Here is a 23,260-nt window from a genome sequence, read left to right as displayed (position 1 = left end):
TTCCGGCTGTTGACGCGGTCGCGGTGGGCCATGGCTCCTCCTCTGGGGCGGACGTCTCGGTCACGTTGACGCTACGAGGGCGGTGTTTCGCCTCCCGTGGGCGGCGATTACCTCGAGCGAACGTTTCTCTCACACCGTTCTGCGCAGTGTTGTGAAAAGCGGGGCGCCTACCGTGTCTCTGCCGCACGCGCCACCCCGGGAGGCCTGTCACCGTCTCCCGCTAGGGTGAAGGCCCCGCCGAAATGGAGCGTGCATGCAGATCTGGCCCGGATCCCCCTACCCGCTTGGTGCGACCTTCGATGGAAGCGGCACCAACTTCGCTCTGTACAGCGAGGGGGCCGAACGCGTCGAGCTGTGCCTGTTCGACGATGACGGCGGCGAGACCCGCGTCGAGCTCGTTGACGTGGACGCCTTCGTCCATCACGGATACGTTCCGTCCGTGCAGCCCGGCCAGCGCTACGGCTACCGCGTCCACGGCGACTACGACCCCTCGCAGGGCAAGAGGTTCAACCCGAACAAGCTCCTGCTCGATCCGTATGCCAAGGCCGTCGAGGGGCAGATCCAGTGGGGTCAGTCCGTGTTCGGCTATGAATTCGGCGATCCGGACTCACGCAACGACGAGGACTCCGCCGCGCAGCAGATGATGGGCGTCGTCGTGAATCCGTACTTCGACTGGAGCGGAGACCGGCAACCGAAGACGCCGTACGCCGAGTCCTTCATCTATGAGGCGCATGTCCGAGGGCTCACCCAGCTGCATCCGTCGATCCCGGAGGACATCCGCGGGACGTACAGCGCCATCGCGCACCCCGCCATCATCGAGCACCTTCAGAAGCTCGGCGTGACGGCGATCGAGCTGATGCCGGTGCACCAGTTCGTCGACGACTCGGTGTTGGAGCAGAAGGGACTCTCGAACTACTGGGGCTACAACACGATCGCCTTCCTCGCCCCTCAGAACACCTACTCGTCGAGCGGACAGCGCGGCCAGCAGGTGCAGGAGTTCAAGGCGATGGTCAAGGCGCTCCACGCCGCCGGCATCGAGGTGATCCTCGACGTCGTGTACAACCACACGGCCGAAGGCAACCATCTGGGACCCACTCTGTCGATGCGGGGCATCGACAACGAGGCCTACTACCGGCTGGAAGACGACGACAAGCGCTACTACACGGACTACACCGGCACCGGGAACAGCCTCAACGTCGGCAACCCGCACACGTTGCAACTCATCATGGACTCGCTGCGCTACTGGGTGCTCGAGATGCACGTGGACGGCTTCCGGTTCGACCTCGCATCGACGCTTGCGCGCGAGTTCTACGAAGTCGACCGCCTGGCGGCGTTCTTCGAACTCGTGCAGCAGGACCCGGTGGTGTCGCAGGTCAAGCTCATCGCGGAGCCGTGGGACGTCGGGCCGGGCGGCTACCAGGTCGGCAACTTCCCCCCTCAGTGGACCGAGTGGAACGGCAAGTACCGCGACACCGTCCGAGACTTCTGGCGGGGTGAACCTGCGACGCTGGGGGAGTTCGCCTCGCGGCTCACCGGCTCGTCCGATCTCTATGAGCATTCCGGCCGGCGTCCGGTGGCATCCATCAACTTCGTCACGGCGCACGACGGGTTCACGCTGCGCGATCTCGTCTCTTACGACGAGAAGCACAACGAGGCCAACGGGGAAGACAACCGCGACGGTGCCGACGACAACCGTTCCTGGAACGGCGGCGTCGAAGGACCGACGGACGACCCGGACGTCCTGGCGCTGCGCGCGCGCCAACAGCGCAACTTCATCGCAACGCTGCTGCTGTCGCAGGGGGTGCCGATGCTGCTGCACGGCGACGAGCTCGGCCGAACCCAGCAGGGGAACAACAACGGCTACGCACAGGACAACGAGATCACGTGGGTGGACTGGTCGGCCCCGGATCAGCCGCTGGTCGAGTTCACGGCCGCCTTGGCACGCCTGCGCCGCGAGCACCCGACCTTCCGCCGGCGTCGCTTCTTCGACGGCCGTCCTGTGCGCCGCGAGGAGGGCGCGCCCATCCCCGACATCGCCTGGGCGCGTCCGGACGGGTCGCAGATGCAGCCCGAGGACTGGGACTCGGGCTTCGGGCGCGCGGTGGCCGTGTTCCTCAACGGCGACGGCATCCGGGAGCGGGATCGCCGCGGAGACCCGATCACCGACGACCACTTCATCGTGCTGTTCAACGCGGGCGACGACGTGGTCGACTTCGTCATCCCCGACGTGGAGTTCAGCCCTGAATGGGATGTCATCGTCGACACCGCCGGTCTGCACGCGAACACCGCGCCGGTGGAGCCCGGCTCCACGCTGTTGGTGCCGGGGCGTTCCCTCATGGTGCTCCGCGAGCATGAGCTGCCCGAGCCCGAGATCGATCACTCGGTCGCCGCGTCGCTTGCCGTGACGAGCGTCGCCGGCATCGACGAGGTTCCGGGCGCCGCCCCCCGTCCCGAGCTCTCCCGCTGAGAGGACCGCCGTGCCGACGCCTCGACCGAGATCCACGTACCGCCTCCAGATCCGACAGTCGTTCACCCTCGACGACGCCGCTGTCCTGCAGCAGTACCTGAGCGATCTCGGGGCGGACTGGGTGTACTTGTCACCCATCCTCACGGCGTCGGAGGGCTCGGACCACGGCTACGACGTCGTGGACCCCACCACCGTCGACCCGGCTCGGGGGGGCCGCCGCGCGCTCGAGCGCGCTTCGCGTGTCTTCCACGACGCGGGGCTCGGCATCCTCGTCGACATCGTCCCGAACCACGTCGGCGTGGCGCGCGCCGAGCAGAACGCCTGGTGGTGGGACGTCCTTGCCCACGGGCCCGCGTCGCGTCACGCGGCCGCATTCGATATCGACTGGGCGTTCGGCGGCGGCAGGGTGCGCCTCCCGGTCCTCGGCGAGGATGTCGGTGCCGCCGCCTCCTCGGGAGCGCTGCGCGTCGAGGGCGGCGAGCTCCGCTACTACGACCACCGGTACCCGCTCGCGCCGGGCAGTGCCGCCGTCGGTGACGATGTCCTGGATGTGCACGATCGACAGCATTACGAGCTCATGGACTGGCGGAGAGAGGCGTACGACCTGAACTACCGCCGCTTCTTCGGGGTGTCGAGCCTGGCGGCCGTGCGGGTCGAAGATCGCGCCGTGTTCGACGAGACCCACGCGGAGGTCGGCAACTGGTTCGCCGAGGGGCTGGTGGACGGCCTGCGAGTCGACCATCCGGACGGCCTGCGCGCTCCCGTCGAGTACCTCGAGCGGCTGCAGGAGCTCACGGGCGGCGCATACGTGGCGGTCGAGAAGATCCTCGAGCACGGCGAGGACCTCCCGCAGTTCTTCGCCGCCGAGGGCACGACGGGCTACGAGACGCTCGCCGACATCGACCGCGTTCTGGTGGATCCGTCCGGCGAGCCGGGACTGGGCACGCTCGACGAACGGCTGCGCGCGGCATCCGATCTGCCGGCTGCGCTCCCGTGGGCGGAGGTGATAGCCGGCACCAAGCGCGCCGTCGGCGAGGGCATCCTGCGCTCAGAGGTGCGCCGGCTCGCGCGCGACCTGGGTGTGCCGGACGAGCCCGCCACGCAGGACGCGCTCGTCGAGCTGCTCGCACGCTTCCCCGTGTACCGTTCCTACCTGCCCGCCGGACGCGAGCACCTCGACGAGGCGGCCGCGGCGGCGCGGATGCACCGTCCGGATCTGGCCGGTGCGCTCGACGCCGTGCTTCCGGCCCTGGCCGATCCGCAGCATCCTGCCGCCCTGCGATTTCAGCAGACGAGCGGCATGGTGATGGCCAAGGGCGTCGAGGACACCGCGTTCTACCGCGCGACTCGCCTCGGCACCTTGACCGAAGTCGGCGCGGATCCGTCGGTTTTCGCGCTGCCTGTCGACCGCTTCCACGCTGCGCAGGCGGCGCGGCACGCAGCATGGCCCCATTCCATGACGACGCTGTCGACCCACGACACCAAGCGGGGGGAGGACGTGCGCGCGCGGCTCGCGGTGCTGGCGGAGATCCCGGCACGCTGGGCGCAGGTCCTCGAAGAGCTGACGGATGCTGCCACCACCGGTCACGGTCCTTTCGACGCGCTGCTCTGGCAGGCGATCGTGGGTGCGTGGCCGGCCTCCCGGGAGCGCCTGCACGCCTACGCCGAGAAGGCTGCGCGCGAGGCCGCCGAGGCAACGTCGTGGCTCGCACCGGACGAGGCGTTCGAGCGCCGCATGCACGTCGTGGTCGACGGGGCGTTCGACGACCACGACGTCGCTGCGCGGCTGGAGTCGTTCGTGTCGGAGATCGAGGGCGCCGGATGGTCGAACTCTCTCTCGGCGAAGCTGCTGCAGCTCACGGGACCCGGCGTGCCCGACGTCTACCAAGGGAGCGAGCTCTGGGAGCAGAGCCTGGTCGACCCCGACAATCGTCGACCCGTGGACTTCGACGAGCGCCGTCGCCTCCTGTCGCTCATCGACGCAGGAGCACAGCCTGTCGTCGACAGGACCGGCGCGGCGAAGCTGCTCGTCACCGCCCGCGCGCTGCGACTGCGTCGAGACCGGCCCGAGCTCTTCACCCGATACACACCCATGACGGTCGTCGGCGCCGCGGCGGATCACGCGATCGCCGTCGATCGTGGCGGTGCGGTAGCGGTGGCCACACGGCTGCCCGTCGGCTTGGCGGAGCGGGGCGAAGCCACCGGCTCACCCTGGGAGGACACGATGCTGCTGCGCCATGCGGGGCCCACGACCGATGTGCTGACGGGACGCGTGTACTCCGGACACGTCCTGCTGGCGGAGCTGCTGGACCTCTATCCCGTAGCCCTCCTCGTCGCGGGAGAGCTCCCGTGATCCCCGAGGTGTGGGCGCCGCGCGCCGACAGCGTGGCACTCCGTGTGGCCGGGCGCGGTGACGATTGTGTGATGGCACCCGTCGGGGGCGGATGGTGGCGCGCCGAAACCGAACTCCACGATGGAGACGAGTACGGGTTCGTCCTCGACGGCGCGGACCATGCCCGCCCGGATCCGCGCTCGCGCAGGCAGCCGCGTGGCGTCCATGAACTCAGTGCCGTCTTCGATCCCGCGGCGCACGAGTGGGCGGACGCGACCTGGACAGGACGCCAGCTCGCGGGCGGAGTCGTCTACGAGCTGCATGTCGGCACCTTCACACCGGAGGGGACGCTGGATGCCGCGATCGACCGGCTCGGGCACCTCGTGGAGCTGGGCATCGACTTCGTGGAGCTGCTGCCGGTGAACGGCTTCAACGGCGTCCACAACTGGGGCTACGACGGCGTGCTCTGGTACGCCGTGCACGAGCCCTACGGCGGGCCTGCCGCCTACCAGCGCTTCGTCGACGCGTGCCATGCCCACGGCATCGCCGTCATCCAGGACGTCGTGTACAACCACCTCGGCCCCAGCGGCAACTATCTGCCCGAGTTCGGCCCGTACCTGCGTGACGCCGAGTCGAACACGTGGGGCTCATCCGTCGACCTCGACGAGCCCGAGGTGCGCCGCTTCATCGTCGAGAACGCGCTGATGTGGCTCCGCGACCACCACGTCGACGGTCTGCGCCTCGACGCCGTCCACGCGCTCAAGGATCGCTCGCCCATCCACATCCTGCAGGAGCTGGCCGAGGCGGTCGACGCGCTGAGCGCGCATCTGGGGAGGCCGCTCACCCTCATTGCGGAGTCCGACTTGAACGATGCGCGGCTGATCGCTGCGCGTGAGGCCGACGGCTACGGCCTGACGGCGCAGTGGAGCGATGACTACCACCACGCGCTGCACGTCGCGCTGACCGGCGAGACCGCGGGCTATTACGCCGACTTCGCCCCCCTGGCCGCTCTCGTCAAGGCTTCGACGCGAGGGTTCTTCCACGACGGCACCTGGTCGTCGTTCCGGGGGCGTGAGCACGGGCATCCCATCGATCCCCGTATCCCGGCCTGGCGACTGGTCACGTTCTCACAGGACCACGACCAGATCGGCAATCGCGCGGCGGGCGACCGGCTCTCGCAGACGCTGGACGAGGGCGGTCTCGCGATCGCCGCGGTCCTCACCGTCCTCACCCCCTTCACACCGATGCTGTTCATGGGGGAGGAGTGGGCTGCGTCGACGCCGTGGCAGTTCTTCACGTCGCACCCGGAGCCGGAACTCGGCGAAGCGACGGCGCGCGGGCGCAAGGCCGAGTTCGCGGCGATGGGGTGGGACGAGTCGGTGGTGCCCGATCCACAGGATCCTGAGACGTTCCAGCGCTCCAAGCTGCGGTGGTCGGAGACGGATGCCGGTGTCCACGCCCGGATCCTCGCGCTCTATCGATCCCTCCTCCGGCTCCGCCGGGGGCATGCCGACCTGACGGAACCGGACCTGCGTGACTTCACGGCCGAGGCGGACGAAGAGCAGCGCTGGTTCCGGCTGCGCCGTGGCAGGACCGAGGTTCTGGTGAACTTCGCCGACGAGCCGGTCATGGTTCCCGCTCCGGAGGCCACCGACGTGCACCTGGCCACCGACCCGGACGCGTACGTGGTCGACGGGACGGCGGCGCTGCCGGCGCGGTCAGCCGTTGTCCTCGCGGACCGAGGCCGGTGAGATCAGGCGACGCCGAGCCACGATCGGTCGGTGAGGACGATCGGGCCGCCGTCGGTGATCGCGACGGTGTGCTCGGAGTGAGCGCCTCGGGAGCCGTCGGCCGATCGGAGCGTCCAGCCGTCGGGGTCGGTGACGAGCTCGTCGGTCGTCTGCAGGAACCACGGCTCCAGTGCGAGGACGAGACCCGCGCGGAGAGGGTAGCCGCGGCCCGCCTTGCCGTCGTTCGCGACGTGCGGATCGCCGTGCATCTCGCGACCGACGCCGTGGCCGCCGAAGTCGGTGTTGATCGAGTAGCCGTCGGCGTGCGCGATCGCGGCGATCGACGCCGAGATGTCGCCGATGCGATTTCCCACCGCCGCCGCGTCGATGGCGGCGGCCAGCGCGCGTTCGGTCGTGTCGATGAGCGAGAGGTCCTCGTCGCGTGGTGTGCCGACGACGAACGAGACAGCCGAGTCAGCGACCCAGCCGTTCACCGACACAGCGAAGTCGAGCGAGACGAGGTCGCCGTCGCGCAGGGTGTAGTCGAAGGGGAGGCCGTGCAGCACCGCATCGTTGACGGACGTGCAGATGACCTTCCCGAACGGGCGGGCCCCGAACGACGGGTGGTAGTCGATGTAGCAGGACTCGGCCCCGGCGCGGCGGATGAGGTCGTGCGCTCGACGGTCGATCGCGAGCAGGTTCGTCCCCACCTTGGTCTCGTCGCGCAGCGTCGCGAGGGTCTCGGCGACGAACCGCCCGGCGGGCTTCATCGCCTCGATCTCGGCAGGCGTGCGCAACTCGATCATGTGGGGGATCCTCTCGTTCCCCTCCATTCTGTCTGACCGGTCGGCGCAGCGCCGGGAGGATGTTCTGCGGCACGCGGAAGCGGACCACGGCGTCGTCCGCGGGCGTACCATCAGTGGCATGTGGCTGCGTCGCGCATTCTTCGGCTGGCTGATCCCGGCCGCCTTCCTGCTGCCGCTGTGGCTCCTCGTCGGATGGGCCGTGTTCAACGCCGGAGGATGGGCCTTCCTGTGGGTGCTGTTCCTCGCCATCCCGGGCGTGTTCCTGTGGCAGCTCCTCCTCACGCTCCTGGTGCGTGCGCGGGGCACGGTTCGTGCGCACCGCGCCGTCTCCTGGTGGGACGCCCTGGGCTTCACGGTCTGGCACCTCCTCGTGATCTCACTCGGCTTCTTCGCGGAAGCGTGGTGGGCACCCGTGATGGTCGTCGCGATCCTCGCCGGCGTCGGTCTGTTCTGGCTCGAGCTGTGGCAGCTGTGGAGTGAGGCGCGACCCTCGCGGTTCGTCTTGCGCGCGTCGGAGGGGGTCGCGTACATCCCGGCCCCGTCGGACGCGCCCGAGGCGCCTCCGCGCGAGGTCATCGTCATCACGGAGAAGCAGACGCCGCCCGCGAACTGACGCGTTTTGGCCGGGTGCGGCATCCATGGCAGAATGGATGTTTGTGCCCTGACCGGTTCTGCCTCAGGGGAACCAGCTGGACGGCTTCATGCCGGAGGCCTGCGGCACGCTCTAGTCCTTTACCATCCTTCCCGCGGTCGACCTGTGGCGGCCGCAGAGAGAGACGATCATGCAGATCCTCGACGCCGTCGACGCGGCTTCGCTCCGCTCCGACATCCCCGCGTTCAACGCCGGCGACACCGTGAAGGTGCACGTCAACATCACCGAGGGCAACCGCTCGCGTATCCAGGTCTTCCAGGGCGTCGTCATCGGCCGCTCGGGCGACGGCGTGCGCGAGACCTTCACGGTCCGCAAGATCAGCTTCCAGGTCGGCGTCGAGCGCACCTTCCCGGTGCACTCCCCGGTCATCGACCACATCGAGGTCGTGACCCGCGGTGACGTGCGTCGCGCGAAGCTGTACTACCTGCGCAACCTCCGTGGCAAGAAGGCCAAGATCAAGGAGAAGCGCGAGAGCAACTGACGCTCCTCTCGCAGCGTTTTCGCGAGGCCCCGGACCACAGAGGTCCGGGGCCTCGTCGTACTCCGGAAGGGCCGGAGTGTGCGACCCTTGAAGGCGGGGTCGCCGCGACCGTCGGCACCCGCGAAGGAACTCATGACGACCGAGAAATCGGCTCCGGCCGAGCCGGCGCCCGGGCCCGAGCCCGCCGCGACCATCCAGCCGCGTCGTCGGAGCTGGCTGGTGTTCCTGCGCGACGTGGTCGTGATCATCTTGATCGCGGTGCTCGTCTCCCTCGTGGTCAAGACGTTCCTCGTGCGGTCGTTCTACATCCCCTCGGGATCGATGGAGGACACCCTCCACGTCAAGGACCGCATCCTCGTCGACGAGATCACCCCGCGGTTCGGCGCCTACGAGCGCGGCGACATCGTGGTCTTCCAGGACCCGGGAGGCTGGCTTCCTCCGAGCACCGATCCCGCGCGTCCGCCCCTCGTCGAGGGCGTTGAGTGGCTGCTGTCTCTTGTCGGCCTGGCCGCGCCCGACAGCGACGACCATCTCGTCAAGCGCATCATCGGGCTGCCCGGTGACCACGTCGTGTGCTGCAACGCCATCGGCCAGATCACGGTCAATGATGTGCCGATCGATGAGTCCGCCTACTTGAAGCTTCCCGCGGGCGAGACGGCGGCGTCGGGCGATTCCTTCGACGTGACGGTTCCGGTCGGCAGCCTCTGGGTGCTCGGCGACAACCGCTATCGCTCCAAAGACTCGCGGTACAACACCGACCAACCGGGCAAGGGCTTCGTCCCGATCGACAACCTCGTCGGCCGCGCGTTCCTCGTGACGTGGCCCTTCGACCGCTTCGGGCTCCTCGATTTCCACCACGACGTGTTCGCCGGTGTCCCCGACGCGGAGCCGGAGGGCGGCGGGCAGTGACCGTCGCCGAGCCCCGCCTCACGCTCGAGCGCCGGCTCCTGCGAGAGCACACGCTCGTCATCGCGTGCGACGAGGTGGGGCGAGGAGCGCTGGCCGGGCCGGTCGCGGTCGGGGCGGCGGTCGTCGACGCCCCGCGATCGCGCAAGCGCATCCCACAGGGCCTGCGCGACTCGAAGCTGGTGCCGGAACTCCGACGCGCCGACGTCGCGGCGCGCGCCGCGTCGTGGGTCGCCGCCAGCGCCGTCGGATGGGCGAGCTCCGAGGAGATCGACGAGATCGGCATCATGCGCGCCCTCGGGCTCGCCTCGATCCGCGCGATCGCGGATCTCCGCGCGCACGGCGTCGTGCCGGAGGACGCCATCGTGATCCTCGACGGCAACTACGACTACATCCGTCCCGCCGGGGAATCGGGACTCACGGTGCGTCCGGTGATCAAGGCCGACCGCGACTGCGCATCGGCGGCCGCGGCATCCGTCATCGCCAAGGTCGCGCGCGACCGCCTCATGACGGAGCTGCACGACGAGCTTCCCGCGTACCGCTGGGCCCGCAACAAGGGATACGCGAGCGCGGACCATCGCGAAGCGATCCGTGAGCACGGCATCAGCCGGCACCACCGCGCGTCGTGGTCGATCGCCGACGCGCCCACGCTGTTCTGAGCGTTCGCCACCCGCGGACCCGGACTCCGGGCATACGCTCGCGCCCATAGGATGGGATCACCATGGATGACGAGGTCTTCGAAGACTACGACCGCGAGCTCGAACTCGCTCTGTACCGCGAGTACCGCGATGTCGTCTCGCAGTTCCAGTACGTGATCGAGACGGAGCGGCGCTTCTACCTCGCGAACGAGGTCAACGTCGTGCGCCGCGACACCGAGCACGACTTCTACTTCGAGATCTCGATGTCCGACGTCTGGGTCTGGGACATCTACCGCGCCGACCGCTTCGTGAAGGCGGTGCGGGTGCTGACGTTCAAGGACGTCAACGTCGAGGAGCTCTCGCGACGCGACTTCCACCTCCCGGAAGAGCTCTCGCTCGACACCTGAGCGGGCGCGGCGCCTCCTCCCCAGGGCGCTCGTCCAGGGACTCTGACCGAGTTCTGAACGGATGACGCGACCCCGCGCCCGCGCGGATGCCCGCGCGCGCGACGATGCCGGAATGGCAGACAAAGACGTTCTCGGGCGCGCAGGCGAGGAACGCGCCGCCCGGTATTTCGAGGCGCAGGGTTTCACCGTCCTCGCCCGCAACTGGCGATGCCGGGAGGGCGAGATCGACCTCGTGGTCGGCGACCGGTCCGCGCTTGTCGTCGTGGAGGTCAAGACGCGCCGGGGCGAGGAGTTCGGGCATCCGTTCGAGGCTCTCGACGCACGCAAGCGCGGCCGACTCTGGCGACTCACGATCGCGTGGGCGAGTGCGCACCGCGAACTCGTCCAGGGGCGGCGGCTCCGCATCGACGCGATCGGCATCGTCGGCCCCGACCCTCGCACAGCGCGCCTGGAGCACCTCGTCGACGTGGAGGTGCCGTGAGGGTCGCGCGCACGTGGGCCGTCGCCCTCGTCGGGGCGGAGGGCGAGTGCGTCGAGGTCGAAGCGGACCTCTCGAATCAGCAGCCGGACTTCCGCATCATCGGGCTTCCCGACAAAGCGCTCGGCGAATCGGTCCAGCGCGTGCACAACGCCTGCGCGAACAGCGGCATGCCGCTCACGCGGCGACGCCTCACGGTGAACCTGTCGCCCGCCAGCCTCCCCAAGCACGGGTCCGGATTCGACGTCGCCATCGCAGTGGCGTCCCTTGCGACCGAGACCTCCATGGACGCGGCCTCGGTGGCGTCCGCAGTCCACATCGGAGAGCTCGGGCTCGACGGCCGACTCCGACCCGTGCCGGGGGTCCTTCCCGCAGTGGTCGCTGCACGTCGGGCGGGGCATCGCCGCGTCGTCGTGCCGCATGCCAACGGTCCCGAGGCGGCGCTCGTCGAGGGCATCGAGGTACTCGCCGCCGTCAGTCTCGCGCAGGTGATCGCGTGGCACGGAGGTGACGTCGAGGTCGCCGATGTCGATCCGGTGGTGTTGCCGGATGATGGGGCCCCATCCGAACCCGTCCTCGATCTCGCGGAGGTGATCGGGCAGCGCGACGCCGTCGAGGCGCTGGTCGTCGCCGCCGCCGGCGGCCATCATCTGCTGATGTGCGGACCGCCGGGCGCGGGCAAGACGATGCTCGCCCGGCGGCTGCCCGGGATCCTCCCCGAACTCGACGATCGTGCCGCGCTGGTCGCTGCCTCGATACGGAGCCTCGCAGGTTCACGGGTCGTGGAACTGTCGCGTACCCCGCCCTTCGTCGCGCCGCACCACAGCGCGAGCGTGGCCGCTCTCGTGGGCGGCGGCACGCGGTTGGTGCGCCCCGGCGCGATCGCACGTGCCAGCGAGGGCGTGCTGTTCCTCGACGAGGCGGGGGAGTTCGCCGCGAGCGCGCTCGACGCGCTCCGGCAGCCGCTCGAGTCCGGAGCGATCACAATCGACCGTGCGGGCGCCCGCGCCGAGTATCCCGCGCGGTTCCAGCTCGTTCTCGCCACCAACCCCTGTCCCTGCGGCGACTACGGGATCCGGGGAGGCACCTGCACCTGTCCGCCGGCGGCGATCCGTCGTTACCTCGGCCGGCTATCGGGGCCGCTCCTGGACCGCATGGACATCGAGCTGACCTTGACGCGCGTCGGCGTCGCGCAGCGAGGCGCGGGGCCGACCGTCTCGACGGCGACCGCCCGGGAGCAGGTCGCCGTTGCGCGGGCACGCGCGAGCCATCGCCTCGCCGAGACGCCGTGGACGGTGAACGCCGACGTGCCCGGCACCTGGCTCCGCGAAGGCCCCGCCGCACCGTCCCCGGTCGTGCGACGTCCGCTCGATGCGGCCCTGCACCGCGGCGCGCTCACTCTGCGCGGGTACGACAGGGTGCTGCGCGTCGCGTGGTCGTTGGCCGACATCGAGGGGCGCGGCCAGCTCGGGGCGGAGCACGTCGGCCGCGCGCTCTACCTGAAGAAGGGGATCGCGCTGTGATCGCGTTCGATCTGAGCGCCGACGCCGCCCGGCGCGCACTCTCGCCCGCGGGTGTCGAGTACGACGCTGATGCGGCCCGGGAGCGGTATGCGACGGCGGTCTGGTGCCTGCTCACCGAGCCAGGCGACTCGGTCGCGGGGCGCATCATCGGCGCCCGCGGTCCGGTCGCGAGCCTGGAGGCGGTCGTGGCGGGCGACGAACTCGCCGAGCTCTCGCCCAGAGAAGCGGCGGAGGGCCGTAAGCGTTGGCTGCCGCGGTTGTCCGCCGGCGGCGTTGCCGACTCCCTGACCGCGGCGGCGGCCCGCGGCGTGAGGTTGGTGACGCGGGCCGATCCCGAATGGCCCGTGCAGCTGGACGACCTCGGAGCACACGCGCCACTGTGTCTGTGGGTCCGGGGCGATGCGTCCGCGCTCCCACGCGTCCACGCATCGGTCGCCATCGTCGGCGCCAGGGCGGCGACCCACTACGGCGACCACGTGGCGCGGGAGCTCGCGGCCGATCTGGCGGGCAGCGGCGTGGCGGTGGTCTCAGGCGGCGCCTACGGCATCGACGGCTCTGCGCACCGCGCGGCGCTGATGGCGAGCGGTCTCACGGTCGCACTGCTCGCTGGCGGCGCTGATCGCGCGTATCCCGCCGGCCACACCCAGCTGATCGACGACATCGCCCGACGCGGGGTCGTGGTGAGCGAGGTCGCATGCGGCTCTGCGCCCACGAAATGGCGCTTCCTGCAGCGAAACCGGCTGATCGCCGCGCTCTCGGCCGCTACCGTCGTGGTCGAGGCGGGGTGGCGCAGCGGCTCGCTCAACACTGCCGGCCACGCGGCCGCCCTGTCACGTCCGCTCGGTGCCGTGCCCGGACAGATCACCTCGGCGACGTCGGCGGGCACGCACCGGCTCATCCGCGAGTACGGGGCGCAGTGCATCACGAGCGCCGACGACGTGCGAGAGCTGCTGGGGATGGATGGCGGAACGGATGCTGCCGCCGCCCCGCGCGGGACCTACACCGGCGACGCGACCCGGGTGAAGGACGCCATGAGCACCCGCGTCTGGCGGGATGCCCGCGACATCGCGCGGCGCGCGGGCATGGCGGCCGACGTCGTCGAGGGCATCCTCGGGCTGCTGCGACTCGAAGGAGCTGTCGAGTCGGGGGTCGAGGGCTGGCGGCTGCTCCGCATCGGAGGGTGATCGACGGATGACTGGGCACGCGAGTGCGCGTCGCAGGGCGCTCGAGGGAACCGCCTGGCCCATGCTGGAACCATGGAGATCGGGGAGGCGGCGACCGTGTATCTGCGTCATCTCGCGGAGGTGCGCCGCCTCTCGCCCGCCACTGTGCGGGCCTACCGGTCCGACCTGGACGGACTGGTCGATGCCTGCGGCGACGTCGAACTCGCCGCCGTCGATCTCGAGAGCCTCCGCGATTGGCTGTGGCACGCCGTCCAGCGCGGCGACAGCCGCGCCACGATCGCGCGGCGCACTGCAGCCGTCCGGGGCTTCTTCGCGTGGGTGACCGAGACTGGCGCGATCGCCGCTGACCCGAGCCTTCGGCTGGTCGCCCCGAAGCGCGGGAAGACTCTGCCCAAGGTCGCCACCGCCGACACGCTGAGCGACATGCTCGATCGCCTCGCATCGGCGGCCGCAGACGGCGATCCCGTCGCGCTGCGCGATCATGCGATGCTCGAGCTGCTGTACGGCGCAGCGGTGCGCGTCTCCGAGCTGTGCGGGCTCGACGTCGACGATCTGGATCACGACCGCCGCACGGCCCGCCTGCTGGGCAAGGGATCGAAGGAGAGGGTCGTACCTTTCGGGCTCCCCGCGCTCAGGGCGATCGACGCCTACGTCGTCCGCGGCCGGCCGGCGCTTCTCGCCCGACGAGCGGACGACACGTCCGTTCCCGCGCTCTTCCTGGGTGCCCGGGGCGGGCGGATCGGGCCGCGCGCCGTCTACGCTCTCGTATCGCGGCGGCTCGGACCCGAGCTCGGCGCCCAGGTGGGACCGCACGCGCTGCGCCACTCGGCGGCGACCCACCTCCTCGACGGCGGCGCAGACCTGCGCGCTGTCCAGGAGATCCTGGGCCATGCGAGTCTGGGCACCACGCAGATCTACACCCACGTCTCCAGCGAGAGACTGGCGGCGTCGTACCGCCTCGCGCACCCGCGGGCTTGATCTCCGTCAGCAGCAGGGGAGCAGCACCGCGCGGGGCACCCCGCCCAGGAGGACGAGCGGGTTGATGTAGACGCCGTCGAGCCGGACACCGAAGTGCACCGTACCGGTCTCGGCGTGCCCGCCCTCCGACACCGTTCCCAGTGTCGCGCCCTCGCCGACCGGTGTTCCTGCGCGGAGGGCTGAGTGGATGGGCTCGAGTGTCGACACGAGACCGTCGCCGTGGTCCACGGTGATCACGTCGCGTCCGGCGACCTGACCTGAGAACGCGACGACGCCCGCGGCGGGGGCGAGTACGACGCCCTCGCCGACCGGTAGGAGGTCGACGCCCCGGTGTCCTGGTCCGTACTCGTGGGGCGGCGCGACGAAGGGGTGCGCCAGCCGGAACGGATGCACGGGCCACTGCCAGTCGCGCGCGAGCGACACCGTTCCGCCGTCGACGACCGGGCCCGGCTCCGTGACATCGGCGTGCGCCTTCGTGCCCGGCGAAAGAGCGAGCACGACGCCCACGGCGATGACGGCGCCGAGGTGGGCAGGCGGCCGGCTGAATCGGTGCTGGCGGATGAGCGCGCGCTTCGGCATGGCACCACCCTGACCCGCCCGAGGCGGCGGCGGATGGAAGCGACGGAACGACGTGGACAAGCGTCGCGATCTGCCGTCGGGGGAGGAGGAGCGGTCCGGCCGCTCCTGATACACTGAGTGCGCACTCCGCATGTCGGGGTGACTCCGCGTGCCCAGAGCGCCGCAAACCCCGAGTCTGACGAAGGGTGAGGCGCGGCATCCATCCCCAACGGTCCCCGCGAGCGCTTTCGAGCGAGCGCAGGGCGGGAATGAGCCGGGCGCCAGGCCACGCCGGCCACGAGCCGGCGCGAGAACAACCGCAACAGGCGCGCACGCGCCGGAACAGGAGAACGGCCATGGCCGTCGTCACCATTCGCCAGCTGCTCGACAGCGGCGTCCACTTCGGACACCAGACCCGCCGGTGGAATCCGAAGGTCAAGCGCTTCATCCTCACGGAGCGCAGCGGCATCCACATCATCGACCTGCAGCAGTCGCTGACGTACATCGACAAGGCGTACGAGTTCGTCAAGGAGACCGTCGCGCACGGCGGCACCATCCTCTTCGTCGGCACCAAGAAGCAGGCTCAGGAAGTCATCGCCGAGCAGGCGACCCGCGTGGGCCAGCCCTACGTCAACCAGCGCTGGCTGGGCGGTCTGCTCACCAACTTCTCGACCGTGTCCAAGCGTCTCGCGCGCATGAAGGAGCTCGAGGAGCTCGACTTCGAGGACCCGGCTGCGAGCGGCTTCACCAAGAAGGAGCTCCTCCTCAAGAAGCGCGAGCTCGACAAGCTCCACAAGTCGCTCGGCGGTATCCGCAACCTGCAGAAGACCCCCTCGGCCATCTGGGTCGTCGACGCCAAGCGCGAGCACCTCGCGATCGACGAGGCGTCGAAGCTCGGCATCCCGGTGATCGGCATCCTCGACACCAACGCCGATCCGGACGAGTTCCAGTACCCGATCCCGGGCAACGACGACGCGATCCGCTCGGTGGGCCTGCTCACCCGCATCATCGCCGACGCCGCCGCCGAGGGCCTGATCCAGCGCCACCAGCCCACCGACGAGGCCGCTGACGCGGAGCCCCTCGCCGACTGGGAGCGCGAGCTGCTCGAGCAGGGCGCGCCCGTCGTGACCGACGTCGCCGAGGTCGAGACCATCGCCACCGAGTCGGCTGCCGATGAGGCCGGTGCTGAGGCCGCTGAGGTCGCAGAGGCCGCTGAGGCGACCCCCGCCGAGTAAGGCTCACACACTCCGCCGCGGCGGGATCGACCAGACCGAGCGGTCCGGACGGTCCCGCCGAGGCATCCCACGAGAACTCACACAAATCAAGGAGCCGCCACCCATGGCAAACTTCACGATCGCCGACATCAAGACGCTGCGTGAGCAGCTCGGCACGGGCATGGTCGACACCAAGAAGGCTCTCGAGGAGGCCGACGGCGACCTCGAGAAGGCCGTCGAGATCCTGCGCCTCAAGGGTGCGAAGGGCAACGCCAAGCGTGCCGACCGCTCCACGAGCGAGGGCCTCGTCGCGGCCAAGGAGGTCGACGGTCAGGTCACCATCATCGAGCTCAACACCGAGACCGACTTCGTCGCGAAGAACGACCGCTTCCTCGCCCTCGCGGACAAGGTGCTCGACGCCGCCGCCGCGGCCCACGCCGACTCTGCCGAGGCCGCACTCGCCGCGCCCGCCGGCAGCCAGACGGTCGCCGAGCTCATCTCGGACGAGGCCGCGATCATCGGCGAGAAGGTGGAACTGCGCCGTGTGAACACGCTCTCGGGCGACAAGTTCGAGATCTACCTCCACAAGACCAGCAAGGACCTGCCGCCGCAGGTCGGTGTCGTCCTCGCCTACTCGGGTGACGACGCCGAGACGGCGCGCAGCCTCGCACAGCACATCTCGTTCGCGAACCCGTCCTACCTGTCGCGCGACGAGGTCCCCGAGGCCGAGGTCGAAAAGGAGCGCGAGATCGTCACAGAGATCTCCCGCAACGAGGGCAAGCCCGAGGCCGCCCTGCCGAAGATCGTCGAGGGCCGCGTGAACGCGTTCTTCAAGCAGGTCTCGCTCCTCGATCAGGATTACGCGAAGGACAACAAGCAGTCCGTCGCGCAGGTCGCGAAGGACGCCGGTCTCACCCTGACGGGCTTCGCCCGTTACAAGGTCGGCGCCTGACCTTCTGAGAAGGCCCGCATCGGCAATCCGATGCGGGCCTTTTCGCATGCCCTTCGATAGTTTGTCGTAGACGAGAGGACCACAGTGATCAACGAGAACACCGGGCGCCGCCGCGTCCTTCTGAAGCTGTCCGGCGAAGCGTTCGGCGGAGGCCAGCTGGGTGTGAACCCCGACGTGGTCAGCCAGATCGCCCAGGAGATCGCGGCAGCGGTCGACCGGGTCGAGATCGCTGTGGTCGTCGGCGGCGGCAACTTCTTCCGCGGCGCGGAGTTGAGTCAGCGCGGCATGGACCGCGGGCGAGCTGACTACATGGGCATGCTCGGCACCGTCATGAACGCCCTCGCGCTGCAGGACTTCCTCGAGCAGGCCGGCGCCGCCACGCGCGTGCAGTCGGCGATCTCGATGACGCAGGTCGCCGAGCCCTACATCCCACGCCGCGCGGAGCGTCACATGGAGAAGGGCCGCGTGGTGATCTTCGGCGCCGGCGCCGGTCTGCCGTACTTCTCCACCGACACCGTCGCCGCGCAGCGCGCGCTCGAGATCGACGCGCAGGAGGTGCTCGTCGCGAAGAACGGGGTGGACGGCGTGTACACCGCGGACCCGAAGAAGGATGCCTCGGCCACCCTCATCGATCGCATCACGTACCTCGACGCGCTGCAGCGCGGTCTGAAGGTCGTCGACTCGACCGCGTTCAGCCTCTGCATGGACAACCGGATGGACATGCGCGTGTTCGGCATGGAACCCGCGGGCAATGTGACGAAGGCTCTCCTGGGGGAGACCATCGGCACGCTGGTCACGGCGTGACGCGCCGCGCGTCGATAGACTTGACCAGCCCCATCTACGCGAAGGAGACACTGTGATCGCGGACGTCTTGGCCGATGCCGGAGTGCGCATGGACCGCGCCGTCGAGGCAGCGAAGGAGGACTTCGCCACGGTGCGCACCGGACGCGCGAACCCGCAGCTGTTCCAGAAGGTCCTCGTCGACTACTACGGCAGCCCGACGCCGCTTGCGCAGCTCGCGTCGATCAACAACCCCGAGGCGCGCACGCTCCTCATCACGCCGTACGACAAGTCGGCGCTGAAGGCGATCGAGCAGGCGATCCGCGACATTCCGAACCTGGGCGTCAACCCGACGAACGACGGCAACCTCGTGCGCGTCACGATGCCCGAGCTCACCGAGGAGCGCCGCAAGGAATACGTGAAGCTCACGCGCACCAAGGGCGAGGACGCCAAGGTCCACGTTCGCGGCATCCGTCGCAAGGCGAAGGACGACATCGACGCGCTGAAGGGCGAAGTCGGCGAAGACGAGCTCGCCCGTGGCGAGAAGGAGCTCGACGCGCTCACGCGCGCGCACGTCGACGCCATCGACGAGGCGCTCAAGCGCAAAGAGGCCGAACTCCTCGAGGTCTGAGGTCTGGCCATGACCGACGCATCCGACCCGCCGCGGAGCGACGTGCCCTCCTCACCGCAGACGCGGCGCGAGGCGGGGGAGGCGCGGCGCGCCGCGGAGGTCCACGAGACCGGCCCCGCGCTGCAGTCGCATCTGCGCGCGGCGCGCAGCGAGTTGGAGGGCCACGTGGCCCAGGCGCGGGCAGACTTCGAGGAGGCGAACGAGCGCATCAAGGAGCGCACCGGTCGCGACCTCATCGTCGCGATCCTCATCGGCCTCGCGATCGGTGTCGTGCTGCTCGGATCGCTGCTGTTCGTGAAATGGGCGTTCGTGCCGTTCGCCGTCGCCGTAGCGCTGCTCGCGATCTTCGAGTTCGCGCGCGCGCTGATCGCCAGCGGTCGTCGGGTCGATCTGATCCCGCAGCTCATCGCAGCCACGGTGATGGTGCTGTCGGCGTACTTCGTCGATTCCTGGCTGCACTGGGTGTTGCTGTTCGTCGCGCTGGCGTTCGTCGTGGTGTGGCGACTGGTCGGTCAGATGGCAGCGCACGACGGCCGCGCGTACGGCCTCGTCCTGGGCGACGTGCTCATCTCGACGTTCTTGCAGCTGTATGTTGCCTTCCTCGGAAGCCTCACCCTCGTCCTGCTGGCGAAGGACGGCGGCGAGTGGTGGGTCCTGTCGTTCATCATCGTCGCCGTCGCGGTGGACACGGGCGCGTACGCTGCGGGCATCACGATGGGCAAGCACCCCATGGCGCCCCGCATCAGCCCGAAGAAGACGTGGGAGGGCTTCGCGGGTGCCGGAGCTGCCGCGATCCTCGCCGGCGTTCTCGTCGGGCTTTTCATGCTCGGTCTCGAGTGGTGGATGGGTGCCATCTTCGGCATCCTCATCCTCGCCACGGCCACGGTCGGCGATCTGGGAGAATCGATGATCAAGCGCGACCTCGGCATCAAGGACATGAGCTCCTGGCTTCCGGGCCACGGCGGCGTGCTGGATCGACTCGACTCGATCCTGCTGTCCGTCGTCGCAGCGCTGACCCTCTACTATCTCTTCACTCCGCTGGTGGCATCATGACGACATCGCAGACGATCGCCCGGACATCCTTCCCCGAAGCGCGCGGACGCGAGAAGGGCTACGACAAGCAGCCCGTCGACGAGTTCCTCGCGCGGGCACGCGCCTCGTTCGAGCGCGGAACGGACGCATTGACGTCGGCCGACATCCGGCAGGTCGCGTTCCCGCTGGTGCGGCACGGTTACGCCATCGCGTCGGTCGATGCCGCTCTCGGCCGCATCGAGGACGCCTTCGCGGCTCGCGAGCGCTCCTCGGCGGTGGCGGCCTCGGGTGCGAAAGCGTGGGTCGGCCACACACGCGAGCTCGCCCAGGAGGTCCTCGACCGTCTCTCGCGCCCGGTCAAGCGCCGTTTCGATCGGGTCTCGCCCTTGCGTTACGGCTACCGCATCGCGGAGGTCGACCTCGTCACCGACAAGCTCGCGCGCTTCCTGGAGACCGGCGACTCCGTCACCGTCGAACAGGTGCGGTCGGTCGCGTTCCGCATGCAACGCGGGGGGTATCGCGAAACGCAGGTCGACGCGGTCCTCGATGCCGTCGTCGAGGTGATGCTCGCCGTCAAGTGAGGCGCGCGAGTTCCGCAGATGGCATGCCCTCGGGCGCCTGTGCGAGAATCAGGACACTGTGACTTCTGGAAACGAGCTGCACCCCACCAGACGCGCCCGACGTCACGAGGTGGCGACCCGGCCTGCGAGGCCGGTCGCCGTGACGGGATCCACTCCTTCGGTCTCCTCCTCCCCGGCCACCAGAGCCGCCCCGCGCTGGTCGCGTCGTCGCGGAGTGGTCGGCGCGTTCGCCGCCTTCGCGGTGCTCGGCTTCGTCGTCGCCTACATCGGTCCGACCGGGCTCGCGCTGGCACAGGTCAGCTCCGACGAGGAATCGTCCCGGGTCTCGCTCTACGCCAGCGGGCTCGATGACGTGCAGTCCCGCGCCGGCGACGAGGACGCGGCCGACCCGGAGCCCGCGGCACTCGACCGCGGCAATTACACGGTGTATGTGAAGCCCAAGCCCACGCCGACCGTCCAGGCATCGACCTCGACGTCATCGGGAGGATGGCGTCCTCCGTTCGTGACGCCGGACCCCGGCAGCGCCCAGGCCATCGCCTACGACATGGTGCTGGCGCGCGGGTGGGGCGACGACCAGTTCGCGTGCCTCGTCGCGCTCTGGAAGAAGGAGTCGGGTTGGCGCGTCAACGCGTACAACGCGAGCAGCGGCGCCTACGGCATCCCGCAGGCGCTTCCCGGAAGCAAGATGGCCACCGCCGGCGCCGACTGGGAGACGAACCCCGCGACGCAGATCACGTGGGGTCTCGGTTACATCGGCGGGCGCTACGGCACGCCGTGCGGCGCGTGGGACCACTCGCAGCGCACGGGCTGGTACTGACCTGTGCCGCGGTCGAACCGCCGCCGTCAGGACTCGAGCGGCGACGACTCCTTCGAGCGCCTCCTGGCGGGCTGGAAGCGCACCGAGATGCGGCGCGGCATCGAGTGGACCGTGCAGCCGGTCTCGGCGGCGCAGGCCCAGAAGCCGTACACGTGCCCCGGATGCGGACGTCAGATCGACGTCGGCGTCGCACATCTCGTGGCGTGGCGTGCGGACGGCGTTCTGGGCGACGCCGCCGACCTCGCCGCTCGCCGGCACTGGCATCAGCACTGCTGGAAGGTGGCTTGACATGGAGATCCGCGGACCGATGCAGCTGCCCGCGCGCCGCGAGGACATCCAGCTCGACACGCTGGACGGGCTGACCCTCGTCGGAGAGCTCGCCCTCCCCGAAACCCGCGACCCGGTCGCGACCCTCGTGACGCTGCATCCGCTCCCCACCGCCGGCGGGTTCATGGACTCGCACATCCTCCGCAAGGCCGCGGGCCGACTGCCTGCACTCGCCGATCTCGCGGTGCTGCGGTTCAACACGCGTGGGACGACGTCGCCACGGGGCACCAGCGAAGGCTCGTTCGACGGCGGCCGCGCCGAGGCGTTCGACGTCGCCGCGGCGATGGACTTCGTGCGCGAGCGCGGACTCCCGCGCCCGTGGTTCGTCGGCTGGTCGTTCGGGACGGAGCTGGCACTCAAATACGGTCGCGACCACAGCGTCGAGGGCGCGGTGCTGCTGTCGCCGCCGCTGCATCGTGCGACGGACGAAGAAGTCGCGGCGTGGGCCGGCGATGAGCGCCGGCTGATCGTGCTCGTCCCGGAATTCGATGACTATCTCCGACCGGATGCTGCGACCCAGCGCTTTGCGAGCGTTCCCGAGGCCGTCCTGATCCCGGTCGAGGGCGGAAAGCACCTGTGGGTGGGGGAGAACCAGACGCGGCGCGTGCTGACCGAGATCGTTGCGGCCGTCAATCCCGACGCGCTTCCGCTGCCGGTGGAATGGCACGGACCCGCTGCCGCAGTGTGAGCGTCACCGTTCGTTCTGGCGTGGGATCACGACCTGGCGGTAGATGATCAGGATGCTGGCCGCCACCGGGATCGCCACCAGGGCGCCGAGGAGGCCCAGCAGCGAACCGCCGGCGAGGGCCGCGATCACGACCACCGCTCCGGGGACCGCCACGGCGCGCCCCATGATGCGCGGCGAGATGACGTACGCCTCGATCTGCATATAGATCAGGTAATAGATCGCGGCGATCAGTGCGGTCGTCGGGGAACCCACCACCAGGCACGTGAACACGATGATGATCGAGCCGGTGAGCGTGCCGACGAGAGGGATGAGCGAGAAGAAGAAGGCGATCACCGCGAGCACCGCGGGGAAGGGCGCCTTGATGATCGTGAGGAAGATCGCGCTGAGCACGCCGTTGATGAGGCCGAGCGTGACCTGGCCGATGACGTAATAGCCGACCGAGTCGGTGATCTGCTCGCCGAGATCCATGAATCGGGCACGCTTGGATGCCGGGACCAGCTGGTAGACGGCGCGCTTCAGGTTCGGCGTCGACGCCGTGAAATAGATCGTGAGGATCAGCACGATGAACGCGCCGGCGAATCCCGCGATGAGCGCACCCATGATCGCGATGATGCTGCCGCCGACCTCGGAGCCGATCGCGCCGACATCGAGCGAGGCGTACCAGTCTTCGATGTAGCCCCACACCTCATCGACGTTGAGCGCGGGGAAGACCGCGTGCAGCCAGTCCTGTATCGCGCCCACCGGGTCGTCGAACTCGCCCTTCTCGGCCAGGTCCTGGATGGTCGTGACGAGCTGGCCGATCTGCTGGACGATGATCGGGACGACCATGAGGATGATGCCTGCGAAGACAGCAAGCACCCCGAGGATCGTGATCAGCACCGCCGCCCAGCGCGGCAGCTTGCGGCGCTCGAGCCATGCGACGATCGGGTCGAGGCCCAGCGAGAGGAAGAGCGCCGTGCCGACGTAGAGCAGGATCGTCTGGAGGTTCTGGATGCCCCCGATGAGCAGCAGCCCGAGGCCGACACCCAGCGTCGCGAGAAGCGCGGTGCGGAACGGGTTGTGCAGCTTCATCGAGTCCCCCTCAGATCGGCGCCCTGT

At 69.5% G+C, this 23,260-nt stretch carries 24 protein-coding genes; 21 read left to right on the top strand and 3 right to left on the bottom strand.

Annotated features, from left to right (window positions below):
* Positions 1–253: 253 nt before the first annotated feature.
* From glgX to treZ, 3 genes are read left to right on the top strand one after another with little or no spacing between them, the layout of a single operon-like run.
* The gene (gene glgX / locus MRBLWH3_RS13505) at positions 254–2,467 is read left to right on the top strand and encodes a glycogen debranching protein GlgX (protein WP_363432804.1); all 2,214 of its coding nucleotides are present in this window, start codon (positions 254–256) and stop codon (positions 2,465–2,467) included.
* A 10-nt stretch (positions 2,468–2,477) separates the two neighbouring features.
* Entirely contained in the window at positions 2,478–4,820 is a 2,343-nt protein-coding gene (treY, locus tag MRBLWH3_RS13500; protein ID WP_363432801.1) for a malto-oligosyltrehalose synthase, read from the top strand.
* The gene (gene treZ, locus MRBLWH3_RS13495) at positions 4,820–6,550 is read left to right on the top strand and encodes a malto-oligosyltrehalose trehalohydrolase (RefSeq protein ID WP_414685406.1); all 1,731 of its coding nucleotides are present in this window, start codon (positions 4,820–4,822) and stop codon (positions 6,548–6,550) included. Before treY ends, treZ begins: the two co-directional genes overlap by 1 nt.
* Positions 6,551–6,552: 2 nt before the next feature.
* Here the strand turns inward: treZ and map are convergent, their stop codons facing one another.
* Positions 6,553–7,335, bottom strand: a complete 783-nt coding sequence (gene map / locus MRBLWH3_RS13490; protein WP_363432795.1) for a type I methionyl aminopeptidase — start codon at positions 7,333–7,335, stop codon at positions 6,553–6,555.
* A gap of 118 nt (positions 7,336–7,453) precedes the next feature.
* On the opposite strand from map, the gene MRBLWH3_RS13485 reads away from it, so the two are divergent.
* From MRBLWH3_RS13485 to MRBLWH3_RS13445, 9 genes are all read left to right on the top strand, one after another.
* Positions 7,454–7,948 (top strand): MFS transporter permease, encoded by a 495-nt coding sequence (locus tag MRBLWH3_RS13485; RefSeq protein WP_363432792.1) that lies wholly within the window; start codon positions 7,454–7,456, stop codon positions 7,946–7,948.
* A 169-nt stretch (positions 7,949–8,117) separates the two neighbouring features.
* Positions 8,118–8,468, top strand: coding sequence for a 50S ribosomal protein L19 (gene rplS / locus MRBLWH3_RS13480; protein ID WP_045297891.1), 351 nt, complete (start codon positions 8,118–8,120; stop codon positions 8,466–8,468).
* A 132-nt stretch (positions 8,469–8,600) separates the two neighbouring features.
* Complete coding sequence (lepB, locus tag MRBLWH3_RS13475; RefSeq protein ID WP_363432788.1) at positions 8,601–9,377, top strand: signal peptidase I; 777 nt, start codon at positions 8,601–8,603, stop codon at positions 9,375–9,377.
* Positions 9,374–10,033 (top strand): ribonuclease HII, encoded by a 660-nt coding sequence (locus MRBLWH3_RS13470; RefSeq protein WP_363432785.1) that lies wholly within the window; start codon positions 9,374–9,376, stop codon positions 10,031–10,033. Before lepB ends, MRBLWH3_RS13470 begins: the two co-directional genes overlap by 4 nt.
* 62 nt (positions 10,034–10,095) lie before the next feature.
* Positions 10,096–10,419, top strand: coding sequence for a DUF2469 family protein (locus MRBLWH3_RS13465; RefSeq protein WP_045297888.1), 324 nt, complete (start codon positions 10,096–10,098; stop codon positions 10,417–10,419).
* 112 nt (positions 10,420–10,531) lie between these two features.
* On the top strand, positions 10,532–10,900 hold the full coding sequence (locus MRBLWH3_RS13460; protein WP_363432782.1) for a YraN family protein: 369 nt from the start codon (positions 10,532–10,534) through the stop codon (positions 10,898–10,900).
* The gene (locus tag MRBLWH3_RS13455) at positions 10,897–12,420 is read left to right on the top strand and encodes a YifB family Mg chelatase-like AAA ATPase (RefSeq protein ID WP_363432779.1); all 1,524 of its coding nucleotides are present in this window, start codon (positions 10,897–10,899) and stop codon (positions 12,418–12,420) included. Before MRBLWH3_RS13460 ends, MRBLWH3_RS13455 begins: the two co-directional genes overlap by 4 nt.
* A complete protein-coding gene (gene dprA / locus MRBLWH3_RS13450; RefSeq protein ID WP_363432777.1) occupies positions 12,417–13,604 on the top strand; it encodes a DNA-processing protein DprA in 1,188 nt (395 codons plus the stop codon). Before MRBLWH3_RS13455 ends, dprA begins: the two co-directional genes overlap by 4 nt.
* Positions 13,605–13,676: 72 nt before the next feature.
* Entirely contained in the window at positions 13,677–14,582 is a 906-nt protein-coding gene (locus tag MRBLWH3_RS13445) for a tyrosine-type recombinase/integrase (RefSeq protein WP_363432774.1), read from the top strand.
* A gap of 6 nt (positions 14,583–14,588) precedes the next feature.
* On the opposite strand, the gene MRBLWH3_RS13440 is transcribed toward MRBLWH3_RS13445, so the two are convergent.
* Positions 14,589–15,161, bottom strand: a complete 573-nt coding sequence (locus tag MRBLWH3_RS13440; RefSeq protein WP_363432772.1) for a murein hydrolase activator EnvC family protein — start codon at positions 15,159–15,161, stop codon at positions 14,589–14,591.
* Positions 15,162–15,496: 335 nt separating this feature from the next.
* Here MRBLWH3_RS13440 and rpsB point away from each other — a divergent pair, with 335 nt between their 5' ends.
* From rpsB to MRBLWH3_RS13395, 9 genes are all read left to right on the top strand, one after another.
* Positions 15,497–16,375 (top strand): 30S ribosomal protein S2, encoded by an 879-nt coding sequence (rpsB, locus tag MRBLWH3_RS13435; RefSeq protein ID WP_363432769.1) that lies wholly within the window; start codon positions 15,497–15,499, stop codon positions 16,373–16,375.
* 103 nt (positions 16,376–16,478) lie between these two features.
* A complete protein-coding gene (gene tsf / locus MRBLWH3_RS13430; protein WP_363432766.1) occupies positions 16,479–17,306 on the top strand; it encodes a translation elongation factor Ts in 828 nt (275 codons plus the stop codon).
* A gap of 84 nt (positions 17,307–17,390) precedes the next feature.
* Positions 17,391–18,110: a UMP kinase gene (gene pyrH, locus MRBLWH3_RS13425; RefSeq protein ID WP_363432763.1), complete on the top strand. Its 720-nt coding sequence runs from the start codon at positions 17,391–17,393 to the stop codon at positions 18,108–18,110.
* Positions 18,111–18,162: 52 nt separating this feature from the next.
* On the top strand, positions 18,163–18,717 hold the full coding sequence (gene frr, locus MRBLWH3_RS13420; RefSeq protein ID WP_045297881.1) for a ribosome recycling factor: 555 nt from the start codon (positions 18,163–18,165) through the stop codon (positions 18,715–18,717).
* Positions 18,718–18,726: 9 nt separating this feature from the next.
* The gene (locus MRBLWH3_RS13415; RefSeq protein ID WP_363432760.1) at positions 18,727–19,770 is read left to right on the top strand and encodes a phosphatidate cytidylyltransferase; all 1,044 of its coding nucleotides are present in this window, start codon (positions 18,727–18,729) and stop codon (positions 19,768–19,770) included.
* The gene (locus MRBLWH3_RS13410) at positions 19,767–20,330 is read left to right on the top strand and encodes a DivIVA domain-containing protein (RefSeq protein WP_363432757.1); all 564 of its coding nucleotides are present in this window, start codon (positions 19,767–19,769) and stop codon (positions 20,328–20,330) included. Before MRBLWH3_RS13415 ends, MRBLWH3_RS13410 begins: the two co-directional genes overlap by 4 nt.
* 139 nt (positions 20,331–20,469) lie before the next feature.
* Positions 20,470–21,147 (top strand): lytic transglycosylase domain-containing protein, encoded by a 678-nt coding sequence (locus MRBLWH3_RS13405; protein ID WP_363432754.1) that lies wholly within the window; start codon positions 20,470–20,472, stop codon positions 21,145–21,147.
* Positions 21,148–21,150: 3 nt separating this feature from the next.
* The gene (locus MRBLWH3_RS13400; protein ID WP_363432751.1) at positions 21,151–21,435 is read left to right on the top strand and encodes a hypothetical protein; all 285 of its coding nucleotides are present in this window, start codon (positions 21,151–21,153) and stop codon (positions 21,433–21,435) included.
* 1 nt (position 21,436) lies between these two features.
* Positions 21,437–22,162 (top strand): alpha/beta hydrolase, encoded by a 726-nt coding sequence (locus MRBLWH3_RS13395; protein WP_363432748.1) that lies wholly within the window; start codon positions 21,437–21,439, stop codon positions 22,160–22,162.
* A 3-nt stretch (positions 22,163–22,165) separates the two neighbouring features.
* Here MRBLWH3_RS13395 and MRBLWH3_RS13390 read toward each other — a convergent pair whose 3' ends face one another.
* Positions 22,166–23,233, bottom strand: coding sequence for an AI-2E family transporter (locus MRBLWH3_RS13390; protein WP_363432746.1), 1,068 nt, complete (start codon positions 23,231–23,233; stop codon positions 22,166–22,168).
* Positions 23,234–23,260: the final 27 nt, after the last annotated feature.

The sequence above is a fragment of the Microbacterium sp. LWH3-1.2 genome (genome assembly GCF_040675855.1).
Lineage (GTDB): Bacteria > Actinomycetota > Actinomycetes > Actinomycetales > Microbacteriaceae > Microbacterium.
Note: the sequence above shows the minus strand (reverse complement) of the source record. Positions and strands in the feature narration are given on the sequence as shown.

Bases quoted from the DNA above. Each gene is read 5' to 3' on its own strand.
- MRBLWH3_RS13485 (WP_363432792.1), top strand. From the start codon at position 7,454: ATGTGGCTGCGTCGCGCATTCTTCGGCTGGCTGATCCCGGCCGCCTTC.
- rplS (WP_045297891.1), top strand. From the start codon at position 8,118: ATGCAGATCCTCGACGCCGTCGACGCGGCTTCGCTCCGCTCCGACATC.
- MRBLWH3_RS13465 (WP_045297888.1), top strand. From the start codon at position 10,096: ATGGATGACGAGGTCTTCGAAGACTACGACCGCGAGCTCGAACTCGCT.
- MRBLWH3_RS13440 (WP_363432772.1), bottom strand. From the start codon at position 15,161: ATGCCGAAGCGCGCGCTCATCCGCCAGCACCGATTCAGCCGGCCGCCT.
- MRBLWH3_RS13390 (WP_363432746.1), bottom strand. From the start codon at position 23,233: ATGAAGCTGCACAACCCGTTCCGCACCGCGCTTCTCGCGACGCTGGGT.
- glgX (WP_363432804.1), top strand. From the start codon at position 254: ATGCAGATCTGGCCCGGATCCCCCTACCCGCTTGGTGCGACCTTCGAT.
- MRBLWH3_RS13395 (WP_363432748.1), top strand. From the start codon at position 21,437: ATGGAGATCCGCGGACCGATGCAGCTGCCCGCGCGCCGCGAGGACATC.
- MRBLWH3_RS13460 (WP_363432782.1), top strand. From the start codon at position 10,532: ATGGCAGACAAAGACGTTCTCGGGCGCGCAGGCGAGGAACGCGCCGCC.
- tsf (WP_363432766.1), top strand. From the start codon at position 16,479: ATGGCAAACTTCACGATCGCCGACATCAAGACGCTGCGTGAGCAGCTC.
- MRBLWH3_RS13410 (WP_363432757.1), top strand. From the start codon at position 19,767: ATGACGACATCGCAGACGATCGCCCGGACATCCTTCCCCGAAGCGCGC.
- lepB (WP_363432788.1), top strand. From the start codon at position 8,601: ATGACGACCGAGAAATCGGCTCCGGCCGAGCCGGCGCCCGGGCCCGAG.
- rpsB (WP_363432769.1), top strand. From the start codon at position 15,497: ATGGCCGTCGTCACCATTCGCCAGCTGCTCGACAGCGGCGTCCACTTC.
- MRBLWH3_RS13415 (WP_363432760.1), top strand. From the start codon at position 18,727: ATGACCGACGCATCCGACCCGCCGCGGAGCGACGTGCCCTCCTCACCG.
- map (WP_363432795.1), bottom strand. From the start codon at position 7,335: ATGATCGAGTTGCGCACGCCTGCCGAGATCGAGGCGATGAAGCCCGCC.
- MRBLWH3_RS13445 (WP_363432774.1), top strand. From the start codon at position 13,677: ATGGAGATCGGGGAGGCGGCGACCGTGTATCTGCGTCATCTCGCGGAG.